Source organism: Sanguibacter sp. Z6_81, assembly GCF_057180625.1.
In genome coordinates this window covers 586,025-606,540 of record NZ_JBXUFV010000001.1, presented here as the reverse complement: position 1 = coordinate 606,540, position 20,516 = coordinate 586,025, and the positions used below count along the sequence as shown (strand labels likewise).

The 20,516-nt window shown below is 71.0% G+C and carries 15 protein-coding genes; 4 read left to right on the top strand and 11 right to left on the bottom strand.

The features are described from left to right. Positions 1-14 precede the first annotated feature (14 nt). The 8 genes from AC2AXK_RS02890 to AC2AXK_RS02855 all read right to left on the bottom strand — a co-directional run bounded on the left by AC2AXK_RS02890 (position 15) and on the right by AC2AXK_RS02855 (position 10,613). Positions 15-965, bottom strand: coding sequence for a D-alanine--D-alanine ligase family protein (locus AC2AXK_RS02890; RefSeq protein WP_484343831.1), 951 nt, complete (start codon positions 963-965; stop codon positions 15-17). Further along, a complete protein-coding gene (locus tag AC2AXK_RS02885) occupies positions 962-2,194 on the bottom strand; it encodes an aminotransferase-like domain-containing protein (protein ID WP_484344242.1) in 1,233 nt (410 codons plus the stop codon). The genes AC2AXK_RS02890 and AC2AXK_RS02885 overlap by 4 nt, the downstream gene beginning before the upstream one ends. A 127-nt stretch (positions 2,195-2,321) precedes the next feature. Further along, positions 2,322-2,675 carry a thioredoxin gene (gene trxA, locus AC2AXK_RS02880; protein WP_484343830.1) on the bottom strand — a complete coding sequence of 118 codons (354 nt, stop codon included), beginning with the start codon at positions 2,673-2,675 and terminating at the stop codon, positions 2,322-2,324. Continuing rightward, positions 2,672-3,658, bottom strand: coding sequence for a thioredoxin-disulfide reductase (gene trxB, locus AC2AXK_RS02875; protein WP_484343829.1), 987 nt, complete (start codon positions 3,656-3,658; stop codon positions 2,672-2,674). The genes trxA and trxB overlap by 4 nt, the downstream gene beginning before the upstream one ends. Before the next feature lie 100 nt (positions 3,659-3,758). After that, positions 3,759-5,747: a protein kinase family protein gene (locus tag AC2AXK_RS02870; RefSeq protein WP_484343828.1), complete on the bottom strand. Its 1,989-nt coding sequence runs from the start codon at positions 5,745-5,747 to the stop codon at positions 3,759-3,761. Positions 5,748-5,896: 149 nt separating this feature from the next. After that, positions 5,897-7,633, bottom strand: coding sequence for a murein biosynthesis integral membrane protein MurJ (gene murJ / locus AC2AXK_RS02865; RefSeq protein ID WP_484343827.1), 1,737 nt, complete (start codon positions 7,631-7,633; stop codon positions 5,897-5,899). Then, positions 7,630-10,008, bottom strand: a complete 2,379-nt coding sequence (locus AC2AXK_RS02860) for a DUF6049 family protein (protein WP_484343826.1) — start codon at positions 10,006-10,008, stop codon at positions 7,630-7,632. The genes murJ and AC2AXK_RS02860 overlap by 4 nt, the downstream gene beginning before the upstream one ends. Then, positions 10,008-10,613: an NUDIX domain-containing protein gene (locus AC2AXK_RS02855; RefSeq protein ID WP_484343825.1), complete on the bottom strand. Its 606-nt coding sequence runs from the start codon at positions 10,611-10,613 to the stop codon at positions 10,008-10,010. Before AC2AXK_RS02855 ends, AC2AXK_RS02860 begins: the two co-directional genes overlap by 1 nt. Before the next feature lie 170 nt (positions 10,614-10,783). Here AC2AXK_RS02855 and AC2AXK_RS02850 point away from each other — a divergent pair, with 170 nt between their 5' ends. The 3 genes from AC2AXK_RS02850 to AC2AXK_RS02840 all read left to right on the top strand — a co-directional run bounded on the left by AC2AXK_RS02850 (position 10,784) and on the right by AC2AXK_RS02840 (position 14,489). Next, entirely contained in the window at positions 10,784-12,217 is a 1,434-nt protein-coding gene (locus AC2AXK_RS02850) for a CCA tRNA nucleotidyltransferase (protein WP_484344241.1), read from the top strand. A 13-nt stretch (positions 12,218-12,230) separates the two neighbouring features. Next, on the top strand, positions 12,231-12,719 hold the full coding sequence (locus AC2AXK_RS02845) for a pyrimidine dimer DNA glycosylase/endonuclease V (protein ID WP_484343824.1): 489 nt from the start codon (positions 12,231-12,233) through the stop codon (positions 12,717-12,719). A 237-nt stretch (positions 12,720-12,956) separates the two neighbouring features. Continuing rightward, entirely contained in the window at positions 12,957-14,489 is a 1,533-nt protein-coding gene (locus tag AC2AXK_RS02840) for a non-reducing end alpha-L-arabinofuranosidase family hydrolase (protein WP_484343823.1), read from the top strand. Positions 14,490-14,564: 75 nt separating this feature from the next. Here AC2AXK_RS02840 and AC2AXK_RS02835 read toward each other — a convergent pair whose 3' ends face one another. The 3 genes from AC2AXK_RS02835 to AC2AXK_RS02825 form a co-directional block, all read right to left on the bottom strand. After that, positions 14,565-15,890 carry an MFS transporter gene (locus AC2AXK_RS02835; protein ID WP_484343822.1) on the bottom strand — a complete coding sequence of 442 codons (1,326 nt, stop codon included), beginning with the start codon at positions 15,888-15,890 and terminating at the stop codon, positions 14,565-14,567. Positions 15,891-16,016: 126 nt separating this feature from the next. Further along, positions 16,017-17,108 (bottom strand): inositol-3-phosphate synthase, encoded by a 1,092-nt coding sequence (locus tag AC2AXK_RS02830; protein ID WP_484343821.1) that lies wholly within the window; start codon positions 17,106-17,108, stop codon positions 16,017-16,019. After that, positions 17,105-17,791, bottom strand: a complete 687-nt coding sequence (locus AC2AXK_RS02825; RefSeq protein ID WP_484343820.1) for a PadR family transcriptional regulator — start codon at positions 17,789-17,791, stop codon at positions 17,105-17,107. The genes AC2AXK_RS02830 and AC2AXK_RS02825 overlap by 4 nt, the downstream gene beginning before the upstream one ends. A 301-nt stretch (positions 17,792-18,092) precedes the next feature. On the opposite strand from AC2AXK_RS02825, the gene AC2AXK_RS02820 reads away from it, so the two are divergent. Beyond that, positions 18,093-20,516: a transglycosylase domain-containing protein gene (locus tag AC2AXK_RS02820; RefSeq protein ID WP_484343819.1), complete on the top strand. Its 2,424-nt coding sequence runs from the start codon at positions 18,093-18,095 to the stop codon at positions 20,514-20,516.

Below are 20,516 nucleotides of genomic sequence, written 5' to 3'. Positions count from 1 at the left end.
CGGCGCCGACGGGCTCAGGCCCGGCCGGCGGCGCGTTCGACGATGCCCTGGTAGAGCGCCGCTGGGGCACGGCCCGACGCCAGGGCCGACTGCGGCAGCAGGGAGGTCTCGGTCATCCCGGGGGCGACGTTCACCTCGAGGAAGTGCGGCGTGCCGTGCTCGTCGAGGATGAGGTCCGTCCGTGACACGTGCCGCAGGTCGAGGGCTTCGTGGGCGGCGAGGGCGAACGCGACGACGCTCGACTCCTGAGCCTCCGAGAGGCGCGCGGGGCAGAAGTACTCGGTACGGCCGGGGTTGTAGCGCGCGTCGTAGTCGTACGGACCGTCGGTGACGATCTCGACGAGCGGGAGGACGGTGAGACCGTCAGCGGTCTCGACGACCGACGCAGCGACCTCTGTGCCGACCACCGCGCGCTCGATGAGCGCCGTGTCCCCGTAGGCGAAGCAGTCGACCATCGCCCGTGGGAGGTGCGCCGCATCGGTGACGAGGGTGACGCCCAGGGCGGAGCCGCCACGGGAGGGCTTGACGACGAGAGGCAGACCGAGCCGGTCGACGACCGCGGACATGACCGTCCGTGCCCCGAGCTCCCGGAAGAGGCTCTGGGGCAGCGTGACGTACTCGGGGGTCGCGAGTCCGGCACGGGCCACGACGGACTTCGCGACCGGCTTGTCCCAGGCGATCCTGCTCGCGCGCGGCCCCGTACCGACGTAGGGCACGTCGAGCAGCTCGAGGATGTCCCGGAGCGATCCGTCCTCGCCGCTGGCGCCGTGCAGGATGGGCCAGACGACGTCGGGCTTGACCTCCCGGAGCATCGGGACGAGGTCGGCGTCGACGTCGTGCACGGTGGCCTCGGTGCCCACCGAGCGCAGCGCCTCCGCGACGCGACGTCCGGAGCGGATCGAGACGTCGCGCTCGTGGGACAGGCCTCCGGCGAGGATGACGACGCGAAGGTCAGAGGTGCTCATGCGGTATCCGGTCCAGGGTTGTCGACGTCGGTGACGTCGTCGAGGGAAGGGCTCGTCCCGAAGATCTCGACGAGCTCCTGCTCGGCGTTGACGACCGAGGCGAGGCGGCGCACACCCTCACGGATGCGCTCGGGGGTGGGGTAGCAGAAGGACAGACGCATGTGGTCAGCGCCCGTCCCGTCGGCGAAGAACGCCGTCCCGGGCACGTACGCCACACGTCCTGTGACGGCCCGCGGCAGCATCGACTTGGAGTCGAGGCCCGGTGGGAGGCGGACCCACGTGTAGAAGCCCCCGTCGGGCACTGTCCACGAGGCGTCCGGCAGGTGCTCGGCGAGCGAGGACACCATGGCGTCCCGGCGTTCGCGGTACATGACCTGGAAGGACTTGATCTGCCCCTTCCAGTCGCTCGAGGCGAGGTACGCGGAGATGGCCATCTGCGAGGCGTTGGACGGGCAGAGGATGGCGGACTCGGAGGCCAGCACGAGCTTCTCGCGCACCGCGTGCGGCGCGACGACCCACCCGACGCGGAACCCCGGGGCGAACGTCTTGGAGAACGACCCGAGGTAGAGGACCCCCTCGTCGTCCATGGACCGCAACGCGGGGACGGGGTCGCCGGAGAACCCGAGGAGCCCGTACGGGTTGTCCTCGACGACGAGCACCCCGTACCGCTTCGCGATCTCGAGGATGCGTGGTCGGCGCTCGGGGCTCAAGGTCACGCCGGCCGGGTTGTGGAACGTCGGGATCGTGTACAGCAGCTTCACGCGGCGGCCCTGCGCCACGACGGAGGCGAGCGTCGACTCGAGGGCCTCGGGTATGAGCCCGTCCTCGTCCATGGGCACGTGGACGACGTCGGCCTCGTACGAGCGGAACACCCCGAGAGCACCGACATAGCTCGGGGCCTCGGCGATGATGACGTCACCCGGGTCGATGAAGATGCGCGTGACGAGGTCGAGGGCCTGCTGGGACCCCGTGGTCACGACGACGTCGTCCGGGTGCGCCTCGATGCCCTCGAGCCGCATGACGTCGAGGATCTGCTCACGGAGCACCTCGTGACCCTGCCCGGAGCCGTACTGCAGGGCGGAGAGGCCCTGGGTCGCCACGACGCGCTGCACCGTGTCCGCGATGGTGTCGAGCGGCAGGCCGGCGAGGTTGGGCATACCGCCCGCGAGCGACACGACCTCGGGCCGGTTGACGACCGCGAAGAGGGCACGCACCTCGGACGCCCGCATCTTGTGCGCGCGCGTGGCGTACGCACCGAACCAGGGATCGAGCCGAGTACCTGGGGTCGGGCGCGGTGAGGAAGTCACGCCCCCTAGTCTCGCACGACGCGCAGACCTGACCCCAGGGTGCTCGTCGTCAGGCCCCGGCGCCCGACCTGGTGGCGACCTCGGCGAGGATCTCCTCGATCTCCTCGCGCAGTGCGCGCTTGGGCCGCGCCCCGAGGATCGAGCGGACGAGCTCGCCGCCGGAGTAGACGTTGAGCAGCGGGATCGACACGACGCCGTACGCCGCAGTGGTCTGCGGGTTGGCCTCGGTGTCGAGCTTCGCGATCTTCAGACGTCCCTCGTACTCCGTCGAGAGCTCCTCGAGGACCGGTGCCACCATGCGGCAGGGACCGCACCACTCGGCCCAGAAGTCGACGAGGACGGGGATGTCGGCCTCGATGACCTCGGCCTTGAACGTGTCGTCCGTGACGATGTGGGTGCTCACAGTGACTCCAGTGCTTCGACGAGCTCGGACGGGGACTCCACGACGTCCACGAGGGACGCGAGGTAGTTCTGGGCGTCGATCGCGGCCGAGCAGCCGGACCCGGCCGCCGTGATGGCCTGGCGGTAGAGGTGGTCCACCGCGTCACCGCAGGCGAACACACCCTCGAGGTTCGTGCGCGTGGTGCGGCCCTCGACGCGGATGTACCCCTCGGCGTCGAGGTCCACCTGGCCCTTGACGAGCTCGGTGCGCGGGTCGTGGCCGATGGCGACGAAGAGGCCGGTCGCGTCGATGTCACGCTCCTCGCCGGTGATCGTGTCCCGCAGGCGCAGGCCCTCGACCTTGTTCTCGCCCGCGATCCCGACGACCTCGGTGTTCCACGCGAACTCGATCTTCGGGTCGCTCATCGCACGTTCAGCCATGATCTTCGAGGCCCGGAGCGCGTCGCGGCGGTGCACCATCGTCACCTTCGAGGCGAACCGGGTGAGGAACGTCGCCTCCTCCACCGCCGAGTCCCCACCACCGACGACGACGATGTGCTGGTCGCGGAAGAAGAACCCGTCGCACGTGGCGCACCAGGAGACACCGCGGCCGGAGAGGCGCTTCTCGTCGGGCAGGCCCAGCTCCCGGTACGCGGAGCCGGTCGCGAGGATGATCGCGCGAGCGGTGTACGTGTCGCCGTTACCGGTCCGCACGGTCTTGATGGGGCCGTCCAGCTCGACCTCGGTGGCGTCGTCCCACTCGATGACGGCACCGAAGCGCTCGGCCTGCTTCTGCATGTTCTCCATGAGCTCCGGGCCGAGGATCCCGTCGGTGAACCCGGGGAAGTTCTCCACCTCGGTGGTGTTCATCAGCGCACCGCCGGCCGTGATCGACCCCGCGAGGACGAGTGGTGCGAGCCCTGCGCGCGCGGCGTACACGGCGGCCGTGTACCCGGCCGGGCCGGAGCCGATGATGATCAGCTCGTGCGTGGGTGCTGCAGTCACGGTGTCGGTCCTTCGGTCTGTCGGACGGCATCGACGATGCCGGGATGGTCTGCCCACAAGAACGCCGTCGGGTCGGACGTTGTTCCCGCGGAGCCGTCGGTCAGGACAGCGCGAGCTCGTTGATCTGCACGTAGTGCCCACCATTGATCGCCTGGGGCAGCTCGGTGAACCACAGGACGATCGTCTGCGTCGAGACGGGCGCCGCGAACGTCAGCGTGGTGTCCGGAGCGAGGGGCCCGGACGCAAGCACCTCGCCGGCGGTGGGGTTCGCGGGATCCGTCGCGCGGACCTCGACGTTGCCGCCCGTGTTGGGGGTCGACAGGTACACGGTGGAGACGTCCGTCGCCTCCTGCAGCGTGACGGCGTACCCGAAGCCCTTCTTCAGCCCGCCGAACTGTGCCGTCTTGTACGTGCGGGACTTCCAGCCCGTCGCGCCGTCGAGGTCGAAGGCACGGTCGACGAGCTCGGGGTGCTCGTTGTTGTCACCGTCCGGGGGCGGGTCGATCTGCTGACCGGACGCGATGATGGGAGGCAGCGCCACGACGGGTGGCGGGGCGTCGGGCGCAGCGTCGGGCGGGACCTCGCCGGGTTCCACCGCAGCCGGCGCGTCGACCTCCTCGACCCCGTTCTCCGTGACGAGGACCGGGCCGATGCCCCGGCCGAGGGCGGACAGCGCCCAGCTCCCGCCCGCGATGACCACCCCGAGCATGAGGACGAGGATGTAGGGCGCGGGGTTGAAGCGCAGGCGCTTCACGCGTTCGACGGTCAGGGGCTCGCTGGCCGTAGGAACGGGCGCCGCGGGCCGGCCGATGTCGCTCGCGAGCGAGTCGAACGTGTCAGGTCGGTTCGTTCGTGCCTCGGACGCGCGGGCCGCCGTGTCGGTCGGGGTGAACGACGGCGGCAGTGCGCTCGTGCGGGGCGGAAGGGAAGGAGCGGCCGGTGCACCCTGTCCTGGGGCGAGCGTGGCGGGAGCGCCGGCTGCGGTGTGCGACGCGGCCCCGGCCGCACCCATGGCCCCGGCAGCCCCGGCGGCACCCGTGGCACCGGCCGCGACGCCGGGCGCCCGGCCTGTCGCGGAGACGCGTGGGATCCGCCCCGTGCTCGGGCGCCGGGCGGGCCCGGCGGGCGGCGGCGTGCCGGGCTTGGAGGCACCAGGGAGGGTCGCTGCGCCGAGCGTCGTCCGCACGGACTGCCGGTTCACCCCCTGCCCGATCTGGTCCTCGATGACCTTCGGCGTGGTCTCTGCTGCTTCAGGGATGGTCGGTACCGCCTCGTCGTCCCAGGGCTGCAGCTCCTTGACGAGCTGTCCAGGTGTGTGTGGTCCGTCGTCGTGGGGTCCGAGCGTGACGACGCAGAGGGTGTCCAGGTCCCGGGGAACGTCGGGGACGACGTCCCGGGGAGCAGCGAGCGGCTCGCCCTCGGCCTGCAGCCCTGCAGGGAGGTCGAGCTCGACGTTGCGGCCCGTCAGCGGCATCCCGGCTCGCGGCAGCACGCCGGTGAGGAGGTAGTGCAGGAGCGCCACGAGGGCGACCGTGTCCGCCCGGGACGCTTCGTCACCGGTGGGGCGCCCGGCATCGGACAGCGAGAGGGTCCCGTCGATGCCGAGACCTGTGACGCGCACCGCGCCCCGGTGCACGCGCACGGACTCGGGGCGCAGCGCAAGGTGGTGGACCCCACGCCGACGGGCGGCCTCGAGGGCGAGCGCCGCGTCCCCGATGACGGCGCGTGCGGCCGCCGCGTCGAGCGGGCCGTCCGCGACGAGGTCGGTGAGGCTCGCGCCGAGGTAGGGCTCGGTGACGACGTAGCGACGACCGTGGTCCTGGAGGACGTCGAGGACGCGCGCGAGGCGTGCGTCGGAGACGAGTGCGGCCCGCCGGGCGGCGTCGAGGGTGAGCGCGGCACCGTCGCCCTCGAGGATCGTCACACGTACGGGTCGGTCGAGGATCTGGTCGATGCCGTGCCACACGCTCGCGCTGGCGAACTCGCTCGGGACGGGTTCGACGAGGAGGTACCGGGCGACGACGAGCGTGCCGCGTTCAACGCTGTCCACGAAGTCCACCCCGTTCGCTGTCCTGAGCCCGATCGGCATCGTCAACATCGTACGCGGCACGCCCCTGCCACCGACGGCCAGGCCTGTGAGGGCGATGTGAACGTCCGCGCGGCGCTGCCCGGTACTGCTCGGCGCTGCGCGGTACTGCTCGGCGCTGCGCGGTGCTGCTCAGTACTGCGCGGTGCTGCTCAGCGCCGCGAGAGCTTGCGCATCACCGGCTCGGCCAGCCCGGACAGCTCCTCGACCCGCATGACCTGGAGCGCGAGCACGTAGACGGCGGTCATCGTCGAGCCGACGAGGAGGGTCACGCCGAGGGCCGTCCACCACGAGTCGCTCGCGTCGAATCCCCACACGCGCAGCACCACCCACCCGATCACCCCGGCGAGCAGGGCGGCGATGATGAGCTGGACGTGCAGCCGCACGATCCTGGGGAGGTCCAGCCCGTCGAGGCGTCTGACCATGCCACCCACGCGCAGGAGCACGGCGACGAGGTTCGACAACGCGATCGCGGCGCCGATGCCGACGACCCACCACTGGGCGGGGAGCAGGAGCGAGGACAGCCAGGCGACGAGCATGAGGGTGACGGTCACGGGGATCTGGATGAGGAACACCGTGCGGCCGTCCTCGAACGCGAAGTACACCCACTTCATGAGGACCATCGCGCCGAGCGGCATGAGCCCGAGGGACATCGCCACCATGACGCGTGCGACGACGACGACCTCGTCGGCGCTGAGCGTGGGCACGAGGAGCTTCATGACCGGCTGCGAGAGCACGACGAACAGCGCGGTCGCGAAGACGGTGAAGACGCCGATGATCCGCAGTCCGCGCGAGACGTTCTCCCGGACCGTCGCGAGGTCCCCCCTCGCGGCGGCCGCGCTCATCCCCGTGAAGAGCGCGGTGGCCACGGACACCGTGACGAGGGAGTGCGGGAGGAGGTAGACCATGAGGGCCTGGGTGTAGGCACCGTTTCCGGCGACCGGACCCTGGAACCCGGCGTCGAGGGCGTGCTGCGGGGCGGCGGTCGCGATCTTCGTGGTCACCCAGACGGCCAGCTGGTCGAGGAGGACCGCGGCGAACGTCCACATGCCCACGCGCCCCACGGAGCGCAGCCCGACCCCGCGGACGCCGAACCGCGGGTGCCAGCGGAAGCCCGAGCGCCACAGCGGCACGATGAGGACGAGCGCCTGGCAGACGACGCCCAACGTCGCCACGCCACCGAAGATCCCGATCTCGGTCGCGGTCCACTCCGAGACGCCGACGCGTTCGCGGGCGGGACCGAACACGAGCAGGAAGACCCCGAAGCCGATGATCGAGATGACGTTGTTGAGCGCCGGCGCCCACATGAAGGGGCCGAACTGGCTGCGGGCGTTGAGGACCTGACCCAGGACGGAGTACAGCCCGTAGAAGAACAGCTGCGGGATGCACCAGAAGCCGAACCCGACGGCGAGGGACACCTGCTCGGGCGTCCAGCTGGAGTCGATGTAGATGCCGACCGTGACCGAGGCACCCAGCGTCATGACGAGGGTGAGAACGAGCAGGGCCGAGCCGGTGAGCGTGAGGAGCTTGTCGAGGTACTCCTGGGCGTTGGGCGACCGGTAGGCCTTCATCACCTGCGGCACGATCACGGCGTTGAGAACACCGCCCGCGATGATCGCGAAGAGGATGTTGGGCACCTTGTTCGCGATGTCGAACGCGTCCGCCGTGGCCCCCGTCGCGCCCAGGACGGCCACGAGAAGGATGTTGCGGACGAGCCCGAGCGCCCGCGAGACCGCGGTGCCCGCGGCCATCACGAGCGAGCTGCGTCCCAGCCCACCACCGGCACCGGGGGCGCTGGGGTCCGTGGGGTCGGTGGAGGCGCTCGGGTCGCCGGGGGTCACCCCGTCGGCCGGTCCGGCTGCGCTCGTCGTGCCGCGCTCGGTACTCACGTCGTCTCCGTCGATGATCGGTGCCGTCCGTGCGACGCCGGTCCGGTCGCGTCGGTCGGGTCGTCGGTGGGGGTGTCGTCGGGCACCGTGAGGGTGGCGCCGTGGTCGATGAGGGCGTCGAGCTCGCCCGTCTGCTCGACGAGCTCGAGCTGGTCGACGACGGCCGCGCTCGCACGGCGGTCCGAGCGCCCGCGGTGGATGGTCCGCCAGATGCCGCCGAGGAGGAGGAGCACGAGGAGACCGGCGACGACGGCCGTGCCCCGGTTCTCCCAGTCGGCGCGCACCCGCACGTCGAACGTCGAGGGCTGCGCGACGACGGTGCCGTCCAGGGCGAGGATCTCGACGCTGACGCTCACGTTGCCGCTGCCGACGGCCTCGACGGGGATGTCCACCTGGACCTCCGACCGTGGCTCGATCGTCACGGGGAGGCTGTTCTCCGTGCTCAGTCGAGGGTCGTCCGGTGACAGGTGCACGATGATCGTCACAGGCTGGTCGAGGTCGTTGCGCACGGTGCGGAAGAGGGTGCTCGCGGAGCTGATGAGGGTGAAGTCGCTGCCTCCGGCGATCGAGACCGAGGACCTCACGGCAGCGACCTCGTCGTTGATGCGGGCGATCGCGGCCGAACGCCCGGCGCGGTCGCTGCGCCACTCGACGGACGTGACGGCCGTGATGGCGTCGTCGACGGGGGCGAGGAGCGCGTTCGGGTCGGCGGCGATCTGCGCGAACGACGCGAGCTCGGCCCGCACCGCGGCGAGCTGCGCGAACGCCGTGGGGCTCAGGGCTCGGTCGTTCGACGGGTCACCGGGCAGCGGCGCGCGCGGAACCTCCACCTGGTCCGTCTCGGCGAGGGCCGAGACGGGGGCGAGGGACGCCCACGGCACGGCGGAGATCGCTCCGAGCTGGGCGCGGGCGACCTCCGCGTCCGGTGCCCAGTCGCGGGGCACCGTGAGGAGGATGTGGCGCGCGTCCGAGGGCCGTTCCCGCTGGATGACCGCGAGCTCGGCGGCCAGCCGTTGCCGTGCTCCTGCTGCGGAGTCCGTCGGTGACGTGAGCTGGGAGCTCAGCCCGCCGTCGGGGACGAGCGCGTGCACGGTGCCCTCGTCGGTCACGGTCGTCACGTTGCCCGAGGGCGTGTAGGTGAGAGCCGGGTCGGGCAGGAGGCTGTCGGGGGTGAGGATGACGGTGGTGTCCCCGAGGACGGCGGCGAGCTCGAGCACGTCGTCGTCGGGGCCGATGTCGACGGGCCAGGCGAGGTCCGTGCGCCACGCCGCCTCGTCGCCGGTCAGCGGTGTCTCGGGCGGCGGGAGGACGTCGGCCGCGGCATAGGCCGCGAGGTCCTGGTCGTAGCGGGGCAGCGCATAGACCTCGCGCCCCGCGGAGGCGGAGAGCAGCGTGTCTGCCCATCGCCCGGACTCCTCGGCGGCGGTGACGCCGGTCTGCGCCGCCTCGGCGGAGTCGTCGGTCGCCGCCGGCGCCTTCTGCGCGTCCGGCGCGGGGGTCGTGGGCAGGGCCTCGTCGTCGCTCCCGGCGTCGAGGGCCTGGTCCGACGTCCGGGCCACCTCGATGAGCGCCGGGTCGACCGCCCACGTCACACCGGGGATGTCGTGCGTGCTCTCGAGCAGCTCGGCGAGCCGGCCTGTGCCGGTGGTCTCCGCGATGAGCTCGGGCAGGGACTGCTCGGGAGCGAGGGGATCGTAGGGCGGCCCGACGACGGGGACGAGGACGCTGACGTCGACGGGGACGAGCTCGGGGTCGTCGACCGGGTACCAGACGATGTAGGTGCGGTTGATCCCCAGCCTGTCCCGGGCGCTGTACCCGTCCGTCTCGCCGCGGACGGTCACGGCGAGACCCCGCGGACCCCACGTGCTCTGGCGTGTCCCGAGCTGGAGCGCCGCCGCGGGGACCTGCAGGGTGACGAGGGTCGTCGTGCCCGGCGCGAGCGCCTGGGGCAGCTCGACGGTGTGGATCACCGAACCGGCCGGGTCGTCCGGCTGGGAGTCGGACCACCGCGCCAGGGTGGTGCGGGTGACGAACGCTGACCGTGCAAGGAGGACGTCGACGACCGGGGACTCGATGGTCGCGTCCGAGACGTTCTCCACCTCGACGACGACGGTGAGGTCCTCGCCGGGCCGGGTCACCTCGGGCGACAGGGAGACGAGCCGGACGTCGACGGGGAGGTCGGACGTCGCGTCCGGAGCGGTCGGGACCGCTGCCCGGAAGGGCGTGTCGGAGCGCGCGGGTGATGCGGGGAGGACGACGGCGAGGAGGAGAAGGACGACGAGCGCGAGGCACGCCCCGACGAGGCTCCGCCCGGCCGCTCCCGCGCCGCTCCGAGCCACCCGGGCGGCTGTGTCCTGAGGTACCGCGACGTTCATCATCGCTCGCTGGGGGGGCGCCGACCTGCCTCGGGCAGGGTCATGAGATCGAACGCGACGGCCGCGAGCCGGCGCTCGTTGGGGTAGCTCAGGCGGGTGGGCATGTCCTCGAACGCGATCCAGGCGACGTCCTCCGCCTCGCTGTCCGGGTCGCCCTCGACCGTGAGGTAGCCGCTGACGGCCTCGAGGAGGAAGTGGTGGACGACCTTGTGCACGCGTCGGTCGTCGCCCGTGAACCAGTAGTCGATGACCCCGAGCCGGCGCTGGACGAGCCCGGTGATGCCGGTCTCCTCCGCGATCTCCCGGACGGCTGCCTCCTCGGCAGTCTCTTCTCCCTCGAGGTGCCCCTTCGGCAGGCACCACTCGAGGCGCCCCGCACGGTTGCGCCGTGCGATGACGGCTGCGTGGAACACACCGTCGATGACCTCGACGACGAGCCCGCCGGCGGACGTCTCCTCGACGACCGGCAGGTCGGAGGACAGCCCGGACGTGGACGTGCCGTGCCCTCCGGTCGGGCGGTGCGCGTGCGGGTCGATCCGCAGCGGGTGGCCGCCCGGAGGCGCGGGCACCCGGGACGATCCCTCGGAGCGCGCGGCAGTGGACATGCCCGCCACTTTATCTTTATCTGGCAGGCTGTGATGTTGTGCCAGATCCACACAGCGACGTCCAGCCCGAGAGCCCCCTCGAGAACCTCGCCCACCGGCCCGACCAGGGGGGCGCGCAGGACCCCGCGGTCGCCGCGCTCCGGCGTCGGGCAGCGACCGTCCTCACGCAGGTGGCGCCCGTCGCGACGGAGCTCGGAGCGCTGTTCCGTGACGCCGGCCACGAGCTCGCGCTCGTCGGCGGTCCCGTCCGCGACGCGTTCCTCGGCCGGGTGAGCGCGGACCTCGACTTCGCGACGTCGGCAGATCCCGACGCGACCCAGGCCCTGCTCGCCCGGTGGGGCGACGCGCACTGGGACATCGGCAAGGAGTTCGGCACCATCGGAGCCAAGCGGTCGGCACGCGACGGTGCGCCGGAGGTCGTCGTCGAGGTGACGACGTACCGCTCCGACGAGTACGACCCCGCGTCGCGCAAGCCGGTGGTGGCGTTCGGCGACACGCTCGCCGGTGACCTCTCCCGCCGCGACTTCACGGTCAACGCCATGGCCGTACGCCTTCCCGAGCTCGAGTTCGTCGACCCGCACGACGGGCTCGCGGACCTCGCGGCAGGCATCCTGCGGACACCGGTCGCCGCGACGCAGTCCTTCGACGACGACCCGCTACGGATGATGCGCGCCGCCCGGTTCGCCGCGCAGCTCGGCTTCACGGTGCACGACGAGGCGCGGGCGGCGATCGCGGACATGGCCCCGCGGATCGCCATCGTCTCGGCGGAGCGGGTGCGGGACGAGCTCAACAAGCTCCTCCTGGGCGCCCGGCCCCGGCTCGGTCTCGAGGTCCTCGTCGAGCTGGGCCTGGCGGACCACGTGCTGCCGGAGCTCCCGGGCATGAAGCTGGCCGTCGACGAGCACCACCGGCACAAGGACGTGTACCAGCACTCGCTCACGGTCCTCGAGCAGGCGATCGACCTGGAGACGGGGCCCGACGGGCCGGTGCCCGGCCCGGACCTCGTGCTGCGGCTCGCCGCGCTGCTCCACGACTGCGGCAAGCCCGCGACGCGCCGCTTCGAGCCCGGCGGCGCCGTGAGCTTCCACCACCACGAGGTGGTCGGAGCCAAGATGACGGCGAAGCGGCTGCGGGCGCTGCGTTACGACAAGGAGACGCTGCAGCAGGTGTCGCGGCTCGTGGAGCTGCACCTGCGGTTCCACGGCTATGGCGACGGAGCATGGACGGATTCCGCGGTGCGCCGCTACGTCACCGATGCCGGACCGTTGCTCGAGCGTCTGCACCGACTGACGCGCGCGGACTGCACCACCCGGAACAAGCGCAAGGCCCAGCGGTTGTCCTCCGCGTACGACGAGCTCGAGTCCCGCATCGCGCAGCTGCGCGAGCAGGAGGAGCTGGCATCCATCCGTCCCGGGCTCGACGGGGCGCAGATCATGGAGATCCTCGGTGTGTCGCCGGGGCCCGTGGTCGGCGAGGCGTACCGGTTCCTCCTCGAGCTCCGTCTCGACCGCGGGCCGCTCCCCGAGGACGAGGTCCGCCGGGTGCTCCTCGAGTGGTGGGCCGACCGGTCCGGCGCACCGGGGTCCGACGGTCCGTCCGCCTGAGCGCAGGAGTGCCGTGAGGATCTGGTCCGTGCACCCGCGGTACCTCGACCGTCAGGGGCTGATCGCGGCCTGGCGCGAGGCGCTGCTCGCCCAGAAGGTCATGGCTGGCGGGACTCGCGGGTACCGCCACCACCCTCAGCTCGTCCGGTTCGGGGAGCCCGCGCCGACGGTCGTCCCGGGTCCGGGCGGTGGGACGGGCCCGGTCGCGCCGGCGCTCGCCCATCCGGGCGCCCACGTCGTGGCATACCTCCACGGTCTCGCCGACGAGGCGACGGCGCGGGGTTACCGCTTCGACCGGACGAGGGTCATGGGTCCGGCGGTCGAGGTCGAGCAGCTCCCGGTCACCGAGGGTCAGCTCGAGTACGAGTGGGAGCACCTGCTGCGCAAGCTCGAGACCCGCAGCCCCGAGGTGTACGCGCGCTGGCACGACGTCGAGCAGCCGGATCCGCACCCGGTGTTCGTCGTCGTTCCGGGCCCCGTCGCTCCGTGGGAGATCGTGTAGCGCTGTTTCACGTGGAACACGCGCCGGTGCCTACCCCGGTGCGCGCGTCCGACACCAGGGTCTGGCGCCCGCCTAAACGTTTCATTCCCGAAGAAAGCCCTATCGCGGGCGCCTCGCGCGTGCGAATGTGAACGTGAACATCCGCGGAGTGCGCGGTGCAGCGCCGTGCCCGGGGCGGAGAACACCTGAGCGGTCGTCGACGAGGACGACCGCGGGGCTGACTCGAAGGAGAGCAACGTGAGACGAGCAGGTGAGCGCGGAGCGGTCCGCGCACAAGGGATCCGGCGGCGGTGGGCGGCAGCGGCCGTCGCCCTCGCGACCGCGGTGTCCGGAGGGATCGTCGCCGTCGCAGCAGCGCCGGCAGCCTCCGCCGCGACCGTCGACGTCAACGCGTCGTACATCCTCGTGAACAGGGGCAGCGGCAAGGCCCTCGACGTGTACAACCTCTCGACGTCCGACGGCGCCCGCATCACGCAGTGGTCCCGCAACGACGGCGCGCAGCAGCAGTGGCAGTTCGTCGACTCCGGGGACGGGTACTACCGCCTGAAGTCGAAGCTGTCCGGCAAGGTGCTCGACGTCTCCAACTTCTCGACCGCCGACGGCGGGAGCATCGTCCAGTACACCGACCGGAACCAGACGAACCAGCAGTTCCGCCTCCAGGACGTCGCCGGAGGCTACGTCACGCTCATCAACCGGAACTCGAACAAGGCCGTCGAGGTCCAGGGTGCCTCCACCGCGGACGGCGCGAACATCGTCCAGTACTCCAGCTGGGGCGGCGCCAACCAGCAGTGGCAGCTCGTCGCCGTCGGCGGCGGGACGACGCCACCGCCCACCACGCCACCGCCGACGGGCGGTGGCACCTGCGCCCTCCCGTCGACGTACCGCTGGACGTCGACAGGCTCGTTGGCGACCCCCCGGTCCGGATGGGCCTCGCTCAAGGACTTCACCGTCGCTCCGTACAACGGCAAGCAGCTCGTCTACGCCACGACCCACGACAACGGGTCGACGTGGGGGTCCATGAACTTCGGCCTCTTCACCAACTACTCGGAGATGGCCTCGGCGAGCCAGAACGCGATGACCCAGTTCACCGCCGTCGCCCCCTCCCTGTTCTACTTCGCGCCCAAGAACATCTGGGTGATGGCCTACCAGTGGGGCGGGCCGGCGTTCTCCTACCGGACCTCCTCCGACCCGACCAACCCGAACGGATGGGGCCCGGCCCAGACGCTGTTCAACGGCACCATCACCAACTCAGGGACCGGACCGATCGACCAGGCGCTCATCGGTGACGACCAGAACATGTACCTGTTCTTCGCCGGCGACAACGGCAACATCTACCGGGCGAGCATGCCCATCGGGAACTTCCCGGGGAACTTCGGGAACACCTCGACCGTCGTCATGAGCGACACGACGAACAACCTGTTCGAGGCCGTGCAGGTGTACAAGGTCCAGGGCCAGAACCAGTACCTCATGATCGTCGAGGCCATCGGCGCCCAGGGACGGTACTTCCGGTCCTTCACCGCCACGAGCCTCGGTGGTTCGTGGACCCCCCAGGCCGCCACCGAGTCCAACCCCTTCGCGGGGAAGGCCAACAGCGGTGCCACGTGGACCAACGACATCAGCCACGGAGAGCTGCTCCGCACGAACGCCGACCAGACGATGACGGTCGACCCGTGCAACCTCCAGCTGCTCTACCAGGGCCGGTCGCCGAGCTCCGGCGGTGACTACGGTCGCCTGCCGTACCGGCCCGGCCTGCTCACCCTGGTCCGCTGACCCGCTGACCCACAGCAGGCCATCGGCGCCGAACGTGCCCCTCGTCCCGCACCGGGACGGGGGGCACGTCCGTGCTCAGGCCGGGTGCGCGGGAGCGACAGGCCGCACGTCGACGCGCGTGAGCGTGCGGCGCCCGAGCGTCGCGACGAGGGCGAGACCCACGTAGGCCACGGCCAGGGCGCAGAACACGGCCGTCGAGGCCCCGGAGTCCGGCAGCACGAGGGCCGCGAGGCACGCTGCCCCGACGAACGCCGCGTTGTAGAGGACGTCGTAGAGCGCGAAGGCCCTGCCCCGGACCGCGTCGGGTGTGCTGCGCTGAACGATCGTGTCGACTGCGATCTTGGCGCCCTGCACCGCGAGACCGAGCGCGAGGGCGGCGCCCAGGACCGTCGTCCAGGACACGTGCACGGCCAGCACGAGCTGTGCCAGCGCCCCGAGGAGCAGGGTCGCGGTGATCCATCGAGCGGGACCGGTCCGGCGACCGACCGTCGACGTGAGGACGATGGCGAGGCCGAAACCCACACCCGAGGCACCGAGCACCCACGTGAACAGGGCGAGCCCGTCGTCGGCGCCGCTCCCTGCACCAGGCCCGGCCAACGTGTTCCGCGAGAGCAGGATGCTCGAGACGAACATCACGCCGTAGAGCAACCGGTGCAGCGCCATGAGCAGCAGCGCCAGCGCAGGGGCGCGGAGCGCGACGAGCCGGCGCACACCGTCGACGAGCTCCGACCCGAGCCCGGCGACAGCACGGCGCACGCCGGGACCGGCCGGTCGTCGGCTGGGACCCAGCTGGTCACGCCGGAGCGCGAAGGGGAGCGCAGCGGCGACGGCGAAGAGCACGGCCGCCCCGGCGAGGGACGCGGCGTCACGCCCAGCACCGGGCGGCAGGACGAGCGCGACCACGAGTCCGAGGGCGGCTCCGGCGCCCGCGGCGGCGGCCCCGAGCGTGGGGACGAGGGAGTTGGCCGTGAGGAGGAGCCGCTCGGGCACGACGTGCGGCAACGATGCCGACAGCGCCGCGAGGAGGAACCGGTTGACCGACAGGGCGACGAGAGCGAGGACGTACACCACCGGCGTGAGGCCACCGGTGAGGATGACGGCCGCGAGCACGAGCGTCACGACGAGGCGCACGAGATTCGCGGCGACGAGCACCTGGCGTCGTCGCCACCGGTCGAGCAGCACCCCTGCCCATGGACCGACGATCGTGAAGGGCGCGAGGAGGACGGCGAACGCCACCGCGATGCTCCCGGCGGTCCCCTGGCTCTCCGGGGAGAAGAAGAACAGCGCCGCGAGCCCCACCTGGAAGGCGCCGTCGCCGCACTGGCTGGCCAGGCGCACGGCGAACAGCCACCGGAAGTCGCGGGCGCGCGCGAGTGCCGCGAGATCTCGGAGGGTGTCCACGCCAGCAGGCTAGCCGGGCACACGAACCCCCGCGGACACCGAAGGACCCGGCGCGCGGGGCACCGGGTCCTTCGGTATGCGGTCGCTGGGCGACGCTGCGGTCTAGCGGGTGAGCGGTCTAGCGACTCAGCGCTCCGCCTCGCCACGGATGAAGGCCTCGAGCTGGGCGCGCCCAGCGGTGTCCTCCATCTGCACGGGCGGGGACTTCATGAAGTACGTCGAGGCGGAGAGGATCGGGCCACCGACACCCCGGTCGAGGGCGATCTTCGCGGCGCGGACGGCGTCGATGATGATGCCGGCCGAGTTGGGCGAGTCCCAGACCTCGAGCTTGTACTCGAGGTTGAGGGGAACCTCACCGAACGCGCGGCCCTCGAGGCGGACGTACGCCCACTTGCGGTCGTCGAGCCACGCGACGTAGTCCGACGGGCCGATGTGCACGTTGCGGTCGTCCTTCTTGCCGGCGAGGGTGCCGGTGAGGTTCGACGTGACGGCCTGCGTCTTCGAGACCTTCTTGGACTCCAGGCGCTCACGCTCGAGCATGTTCTTGAAGTCCATGTTGCCGCCGACGTTGAGCTGGTACGTGCGGTCCAGCGCGACGCCGCGGTCCTCGAAGAGCTTCGCGAGCACGCGGTGCGTGATGGTGGCACCGACCTGCGACTTGATGTCGTCGCCGACGATCGGGACGCCGGCAGCCTCGAACTTCGCGGCCCACTCGGGGTCGGACGCGATGAACACGGGGAGCGCGTTGACGAACGCGACGCCCGCGTCGATGGCAGCCTGCGCGTAGAACTTGGCAGCTGCCTCCGACCCGACGGGCAGGTAGCACACGAGCACGTCAGCCTTGACGTCCTTGAGGGTCTGCACGATGTTGACGGGCTCGGCGTCGGACTCTTCGATGGTCTCGCGGTAGTACTTGCCGAGGCCGTCGAGGGTGTGACCGCGCTGCACGAGGACACCGGTGGGCGGGACGTCCGCAATCTTGATCGTGTTGTTCTCGGACGCACCGATCGCCTCGGAGAGGTCGAAGCCGACCTTCTTCGCGTCGACGTCGAACGCCGCCACGAACTCGAGGTCGGAGATGTGGTAGTCACCGAACTGCACGTGCATGAGGCCCGGCACAGTGTCGTGAGCGTCGGCGTTCCGGTAGAACTCGACGCCCTGAATGAGGGACGTGGCGCAGTTTCCGACGCCAACGATGGCGACGCGGATGGCGGTCATCCTCGCTCCTTGCTGTGTGAGTCGAGGCGGTCATCGCCGTCGACGGGGTGTGTGGTGCTGGTTGCGGGTGGTGCTGGTTGTGCGTCCGCCGTCAGGCTGGCGCCCGGGGTGACCCCCGTGGTCCGGGCACGACGACGGTCGCGCTCGGTGTTGATGAGGCCGTCGAGCCATCGAACTTCACGTTCGACCTGCTCCAGGCCATGTCGTTGCAGCTCGAGGGTGTACTCGTCGAGCTTGTCGAGGGTCCGCGCGGAGGAGTCGCGCACGGCCTCGAGGCGTTCGTTGAGCCTGCTGCGGCGACCCTCCAGGATACGGATACGCGTCTCGGCGTCGGTCTGGCCGAAGAAGGCGAACCGGACGTCGAAGCTCTCGTCCTCCCACGCCGCGGGACCGGAGGACGCGAGCACGGACTGCAGGTGCTCCTTGCCGTCGGCCGTGAGCCGGTAGACGATCCGTGCGCGCTTGCCGGACAGGGCGTGCGGCGGGGCTTCGTCGGAAGCCGTCCCGACGATGAGGCCCCGCAGGGACATCGCCTTGAGGCACGGGTAGAGCGAGCCGTAGGAGAGCGCCCGGAAGGACCCGAGAACGAGGTTGAGGCGCTTGCGCAGCTCGTACCCGTGCAGCGGGGAGTCGTTGAGGAGACCGAGGACCGCCGTCTCGAGGACTGATGACTTCGACCGCATCTTCGGCACCCCCTCAGCCCTGATCAACAATTCGATGTATCGGATCGATACATCGGAAGAGTATGCCCATTGCGACGGGCGGTGCAAGGAGCGCCGGCGCGACCGTGTGTGAAGGGATCGCGGACAAGACGGTCAGGAGGGGGAAGGATCCGTGGATCTGGGCCGTTCCCCCTGCCGCATCAGGGCACGGACACCCTAGAGTGCACCCTGGGTACGTGAGTCTTCATCGACCGCCACCCGAGTCGCAGGACCGCCGCGAGGCGCCCGCCTGCGTGACCTGTCCCCGGTAGGAAGGCCCCTCGTGGCTAGCTCGACATCTCGATCGAAGCGTCCCGCGCGCACATCATCCGCCCGCACCCGCGGCGGAGCAGCCGCCACCAAGCGACGCTTCTTCGACTACCCGCGGACCGGCAAGGGCCCGGTGCGCCGCTGGATCCCGTCGTGGCGCGTCGTCGTCGGCACGATGCTCACCGGCATCGCGCTCGTGTGCGGCGTCGTCATCGCTGCGTACGTGAGCATGGACATTCCCGAGCCGGACGAGATCGCCCGGGCCCAGGCGAGCACCGTGTACTACTCGGACGGTGTCACGGAGATGGCGACCTTCGCGGTGGAGAACCGCGTGATCATCGACAAGAGCGCCATCCCCGAGCACGTCAGCGACGCGGTCGTGGCTGCCGAGGACCGGTCGTTCTACGACAACCCCGGGATCGACCTCAAGGCGATGGGACGCGCGTTCCTCGGCAACCTCCAGGGCGGCCGGACGACCGGCGGCTCGACGATCACCCAGCAGTACGCCGAGCGCTACTACACGGGGACCACCAAGGACTACGTCGGCAAGTTCAAGGAGGCGCTCCTCGCGATCAAGCTCGACCGGTCGCAGGACAAGCCCGAGATCCTCGCCAACTACATGAACACCATCTACTTCGGCCGGGGCGCGTTCGGCATCGAGACCGCTGCGCAGAAGTACTTCGGGGTCCCCGCCTCCGAGCTCACGGTGAGCCAGGGAGCGCTGCTCGCCGGCCTCATCCCCCAGCCCACGGGGTGGGACCCCCAGAACGATCGCGAGAAGTCGGAGGAGCGCTGGAACTACGTGCTCGACGGCATGGTGCTCACCGGCGCCATCACGGCGGAACAGCGCGCGGCAGAGGTGTACCCGGAGGCGCTGCCCTACGAGAACACCAACCGCCTCGCCGGCCCGCAGGGATATCTCCTCGACATGGTGCAGCGGGAGCTGGCCGCGGACGCCGCGATCGACGAGGACGACCTCAACACGGAGGGCTACACGATCGTCACGACGATCGACAAGGGCATGCAGGACATGGCCGTCGCGTCGGTCGCCGAGATGCCGACGGACTCCGCACCGAACCTTGAGAAGGCGGTCGTCACGATCGACCCCACCACCGGTGGTCTGCTCGCCGTGTACGGGGGACCAGACTTCACGGTCAAGCAGTACAACGCCGCGACGCAGGGCCAGGCCCAGGCGGGGTCGACGTTCAAGCCGTTCGCGCTTGCCGCGGCGATCGAGGCCGACGTGCGGCTCACCGACACCTTCGACGGCAACTCTCCGAAGAAGTTCGGCGACGTCGAGGTCGGCAACTTCGGTGGGCAGGACTTCGGGGAGGTCAACCTCGAGCGGGCGACCGCGAACTCCGTGAACACGGCGTTCGTCGAGCTCAACTCCGAGATCGGTCCGGCTGCGACCCGCGCAGCAGCGGAGAAGGCGGGCATCCCGCCCGACACGACGGGCCTCGACGACACCTTGACGAACGTCCTCGGCAGCGCGTCGGTGCACCCGATCGACATGGCGAGCGCGTACGCGACCTTCGCCGCACAGGGCGTCCGCTACGACCCGCACATCCTCGCGTCGGTGACCAAGCTCGACGGGGAGGTCGTGTACCAGCCGGCGAACAAGCCCGAGCAGAGCTTCGCCGCGGAGGACGTCGCGGAGGTGGTGTACGCGATGACCAAGGTCGTCGAGTACGGGTCCGGTGACAAGGCGGCCGACCTCGACGTCCCCATCGCCGGGAAGACGGGCACATCGTCGGACAACAGGTCGGCGTGGTTCGTCGGGTTCACCCCGCGGTACGCGACGGCCGTCGCGCTCTACCAGCCCGGCGCGGACGGCAGCGAGGAGCAGATCACTCCGTTCGGTGGGTACAAGGCCATCACCGGGAGCTCGGTCCCGCTCGACCTGTGGACGAGCTACATGGGCAAGGTGCTCGACGGCAAGGAGGTCGTCGACTTCCCCGAGCGGACGAAGAAGGCGCAGAAGCCCACGCCCACCCCGACGCCGACGCCGACCCCGACCGTCGAGCCGACGCCGGAGCCCACGGTCGAGCCGACCGTGGAGGAGGTGGCGGTGCCCGGTGGGCTGGCCGGTCGTTCAGAGGGCGAGGCTCGCTCCGCGCTCTCGGCCGCGGGCCTCAACGCGTCCGCGTCCCAGCAGTACAGCGCCACCGTGCCCGCGGGAGTCGTCATCAGCGCGAGCCCTGCCACGGGAGCCTCGGTCCCGGCCGGCTCGACGGTCGCGCTCGTCGTGTCCGCCGGACCCGACCCGGCGCTCGCGACGCCCACCCCGACCCCGACGCCCACCCCGACCCCGACGCAGCCGGCGCAGCCAGCGCCGACGCCGACCGCCCCGGCCGGCGGCCAGGGTGGGCAGGGCGGCCAGGGTGGCCAGTCGGGCGCAGGGGCGCAGCCGCCGAACCCGCGCCCCGGCGGCTGA

Bases quoted from the DNA above. Each gene is read 5' to 3' on its own strand.
- AC2AXK_RS02855 (WP_484343825.1), bottom strand. From the start codon at position 10,613: ATGTCCACTGCCGCGCGCTCCGAGGGATCGTCCCGGGTGCCCGCGCCT.
- AC2AXK_RS02885 (WP_484344242.1), bottom strand. From the start codon at position 2,194: ATGCGGGCGTCCGAGGTGCGTGCCCTCTTCGCGGTCGTCAACCGGCCC.
- AC2AXK_RS02860 (WP_484343826.1), bottom strand. From the start codon at position 10,008: ATGAACGTCGCGGTACCTCAGGACACAGCCGCCCGGGTGGCTCGGAGC.
- AC2AXK_RS02870 (WP_484343828.1), bottom strand. From the start codon at position 5,747: ATGCCGATCGGGCTCAGGACAGCGAACGGGGTGGACTTCGTGGACAGC.
- AC2AXK_RS02830 (WP_484343821.1), bottom strand. From the start codon at position 17,108: ATGACCGCCATCCGCGTCGCCATCGTTGGCGTCGGAAACTGCGCCACG.
- AC2AXK_RS02890 (WP_484343831.1), bottom strand. From the start codon at position 965: ATGAGCACCTCTGACCTTCGCGTCGTCATCCTCGCCGGAGGCCTGTCC.
- AC2AXK_RS02825 (WP_484343820.1), bottom strand. From the start codon at position 17,791: ATGCGGTCGAAGTCATCAGTCCTCGAGACGGCGGTCCTCGGTCTCCTC.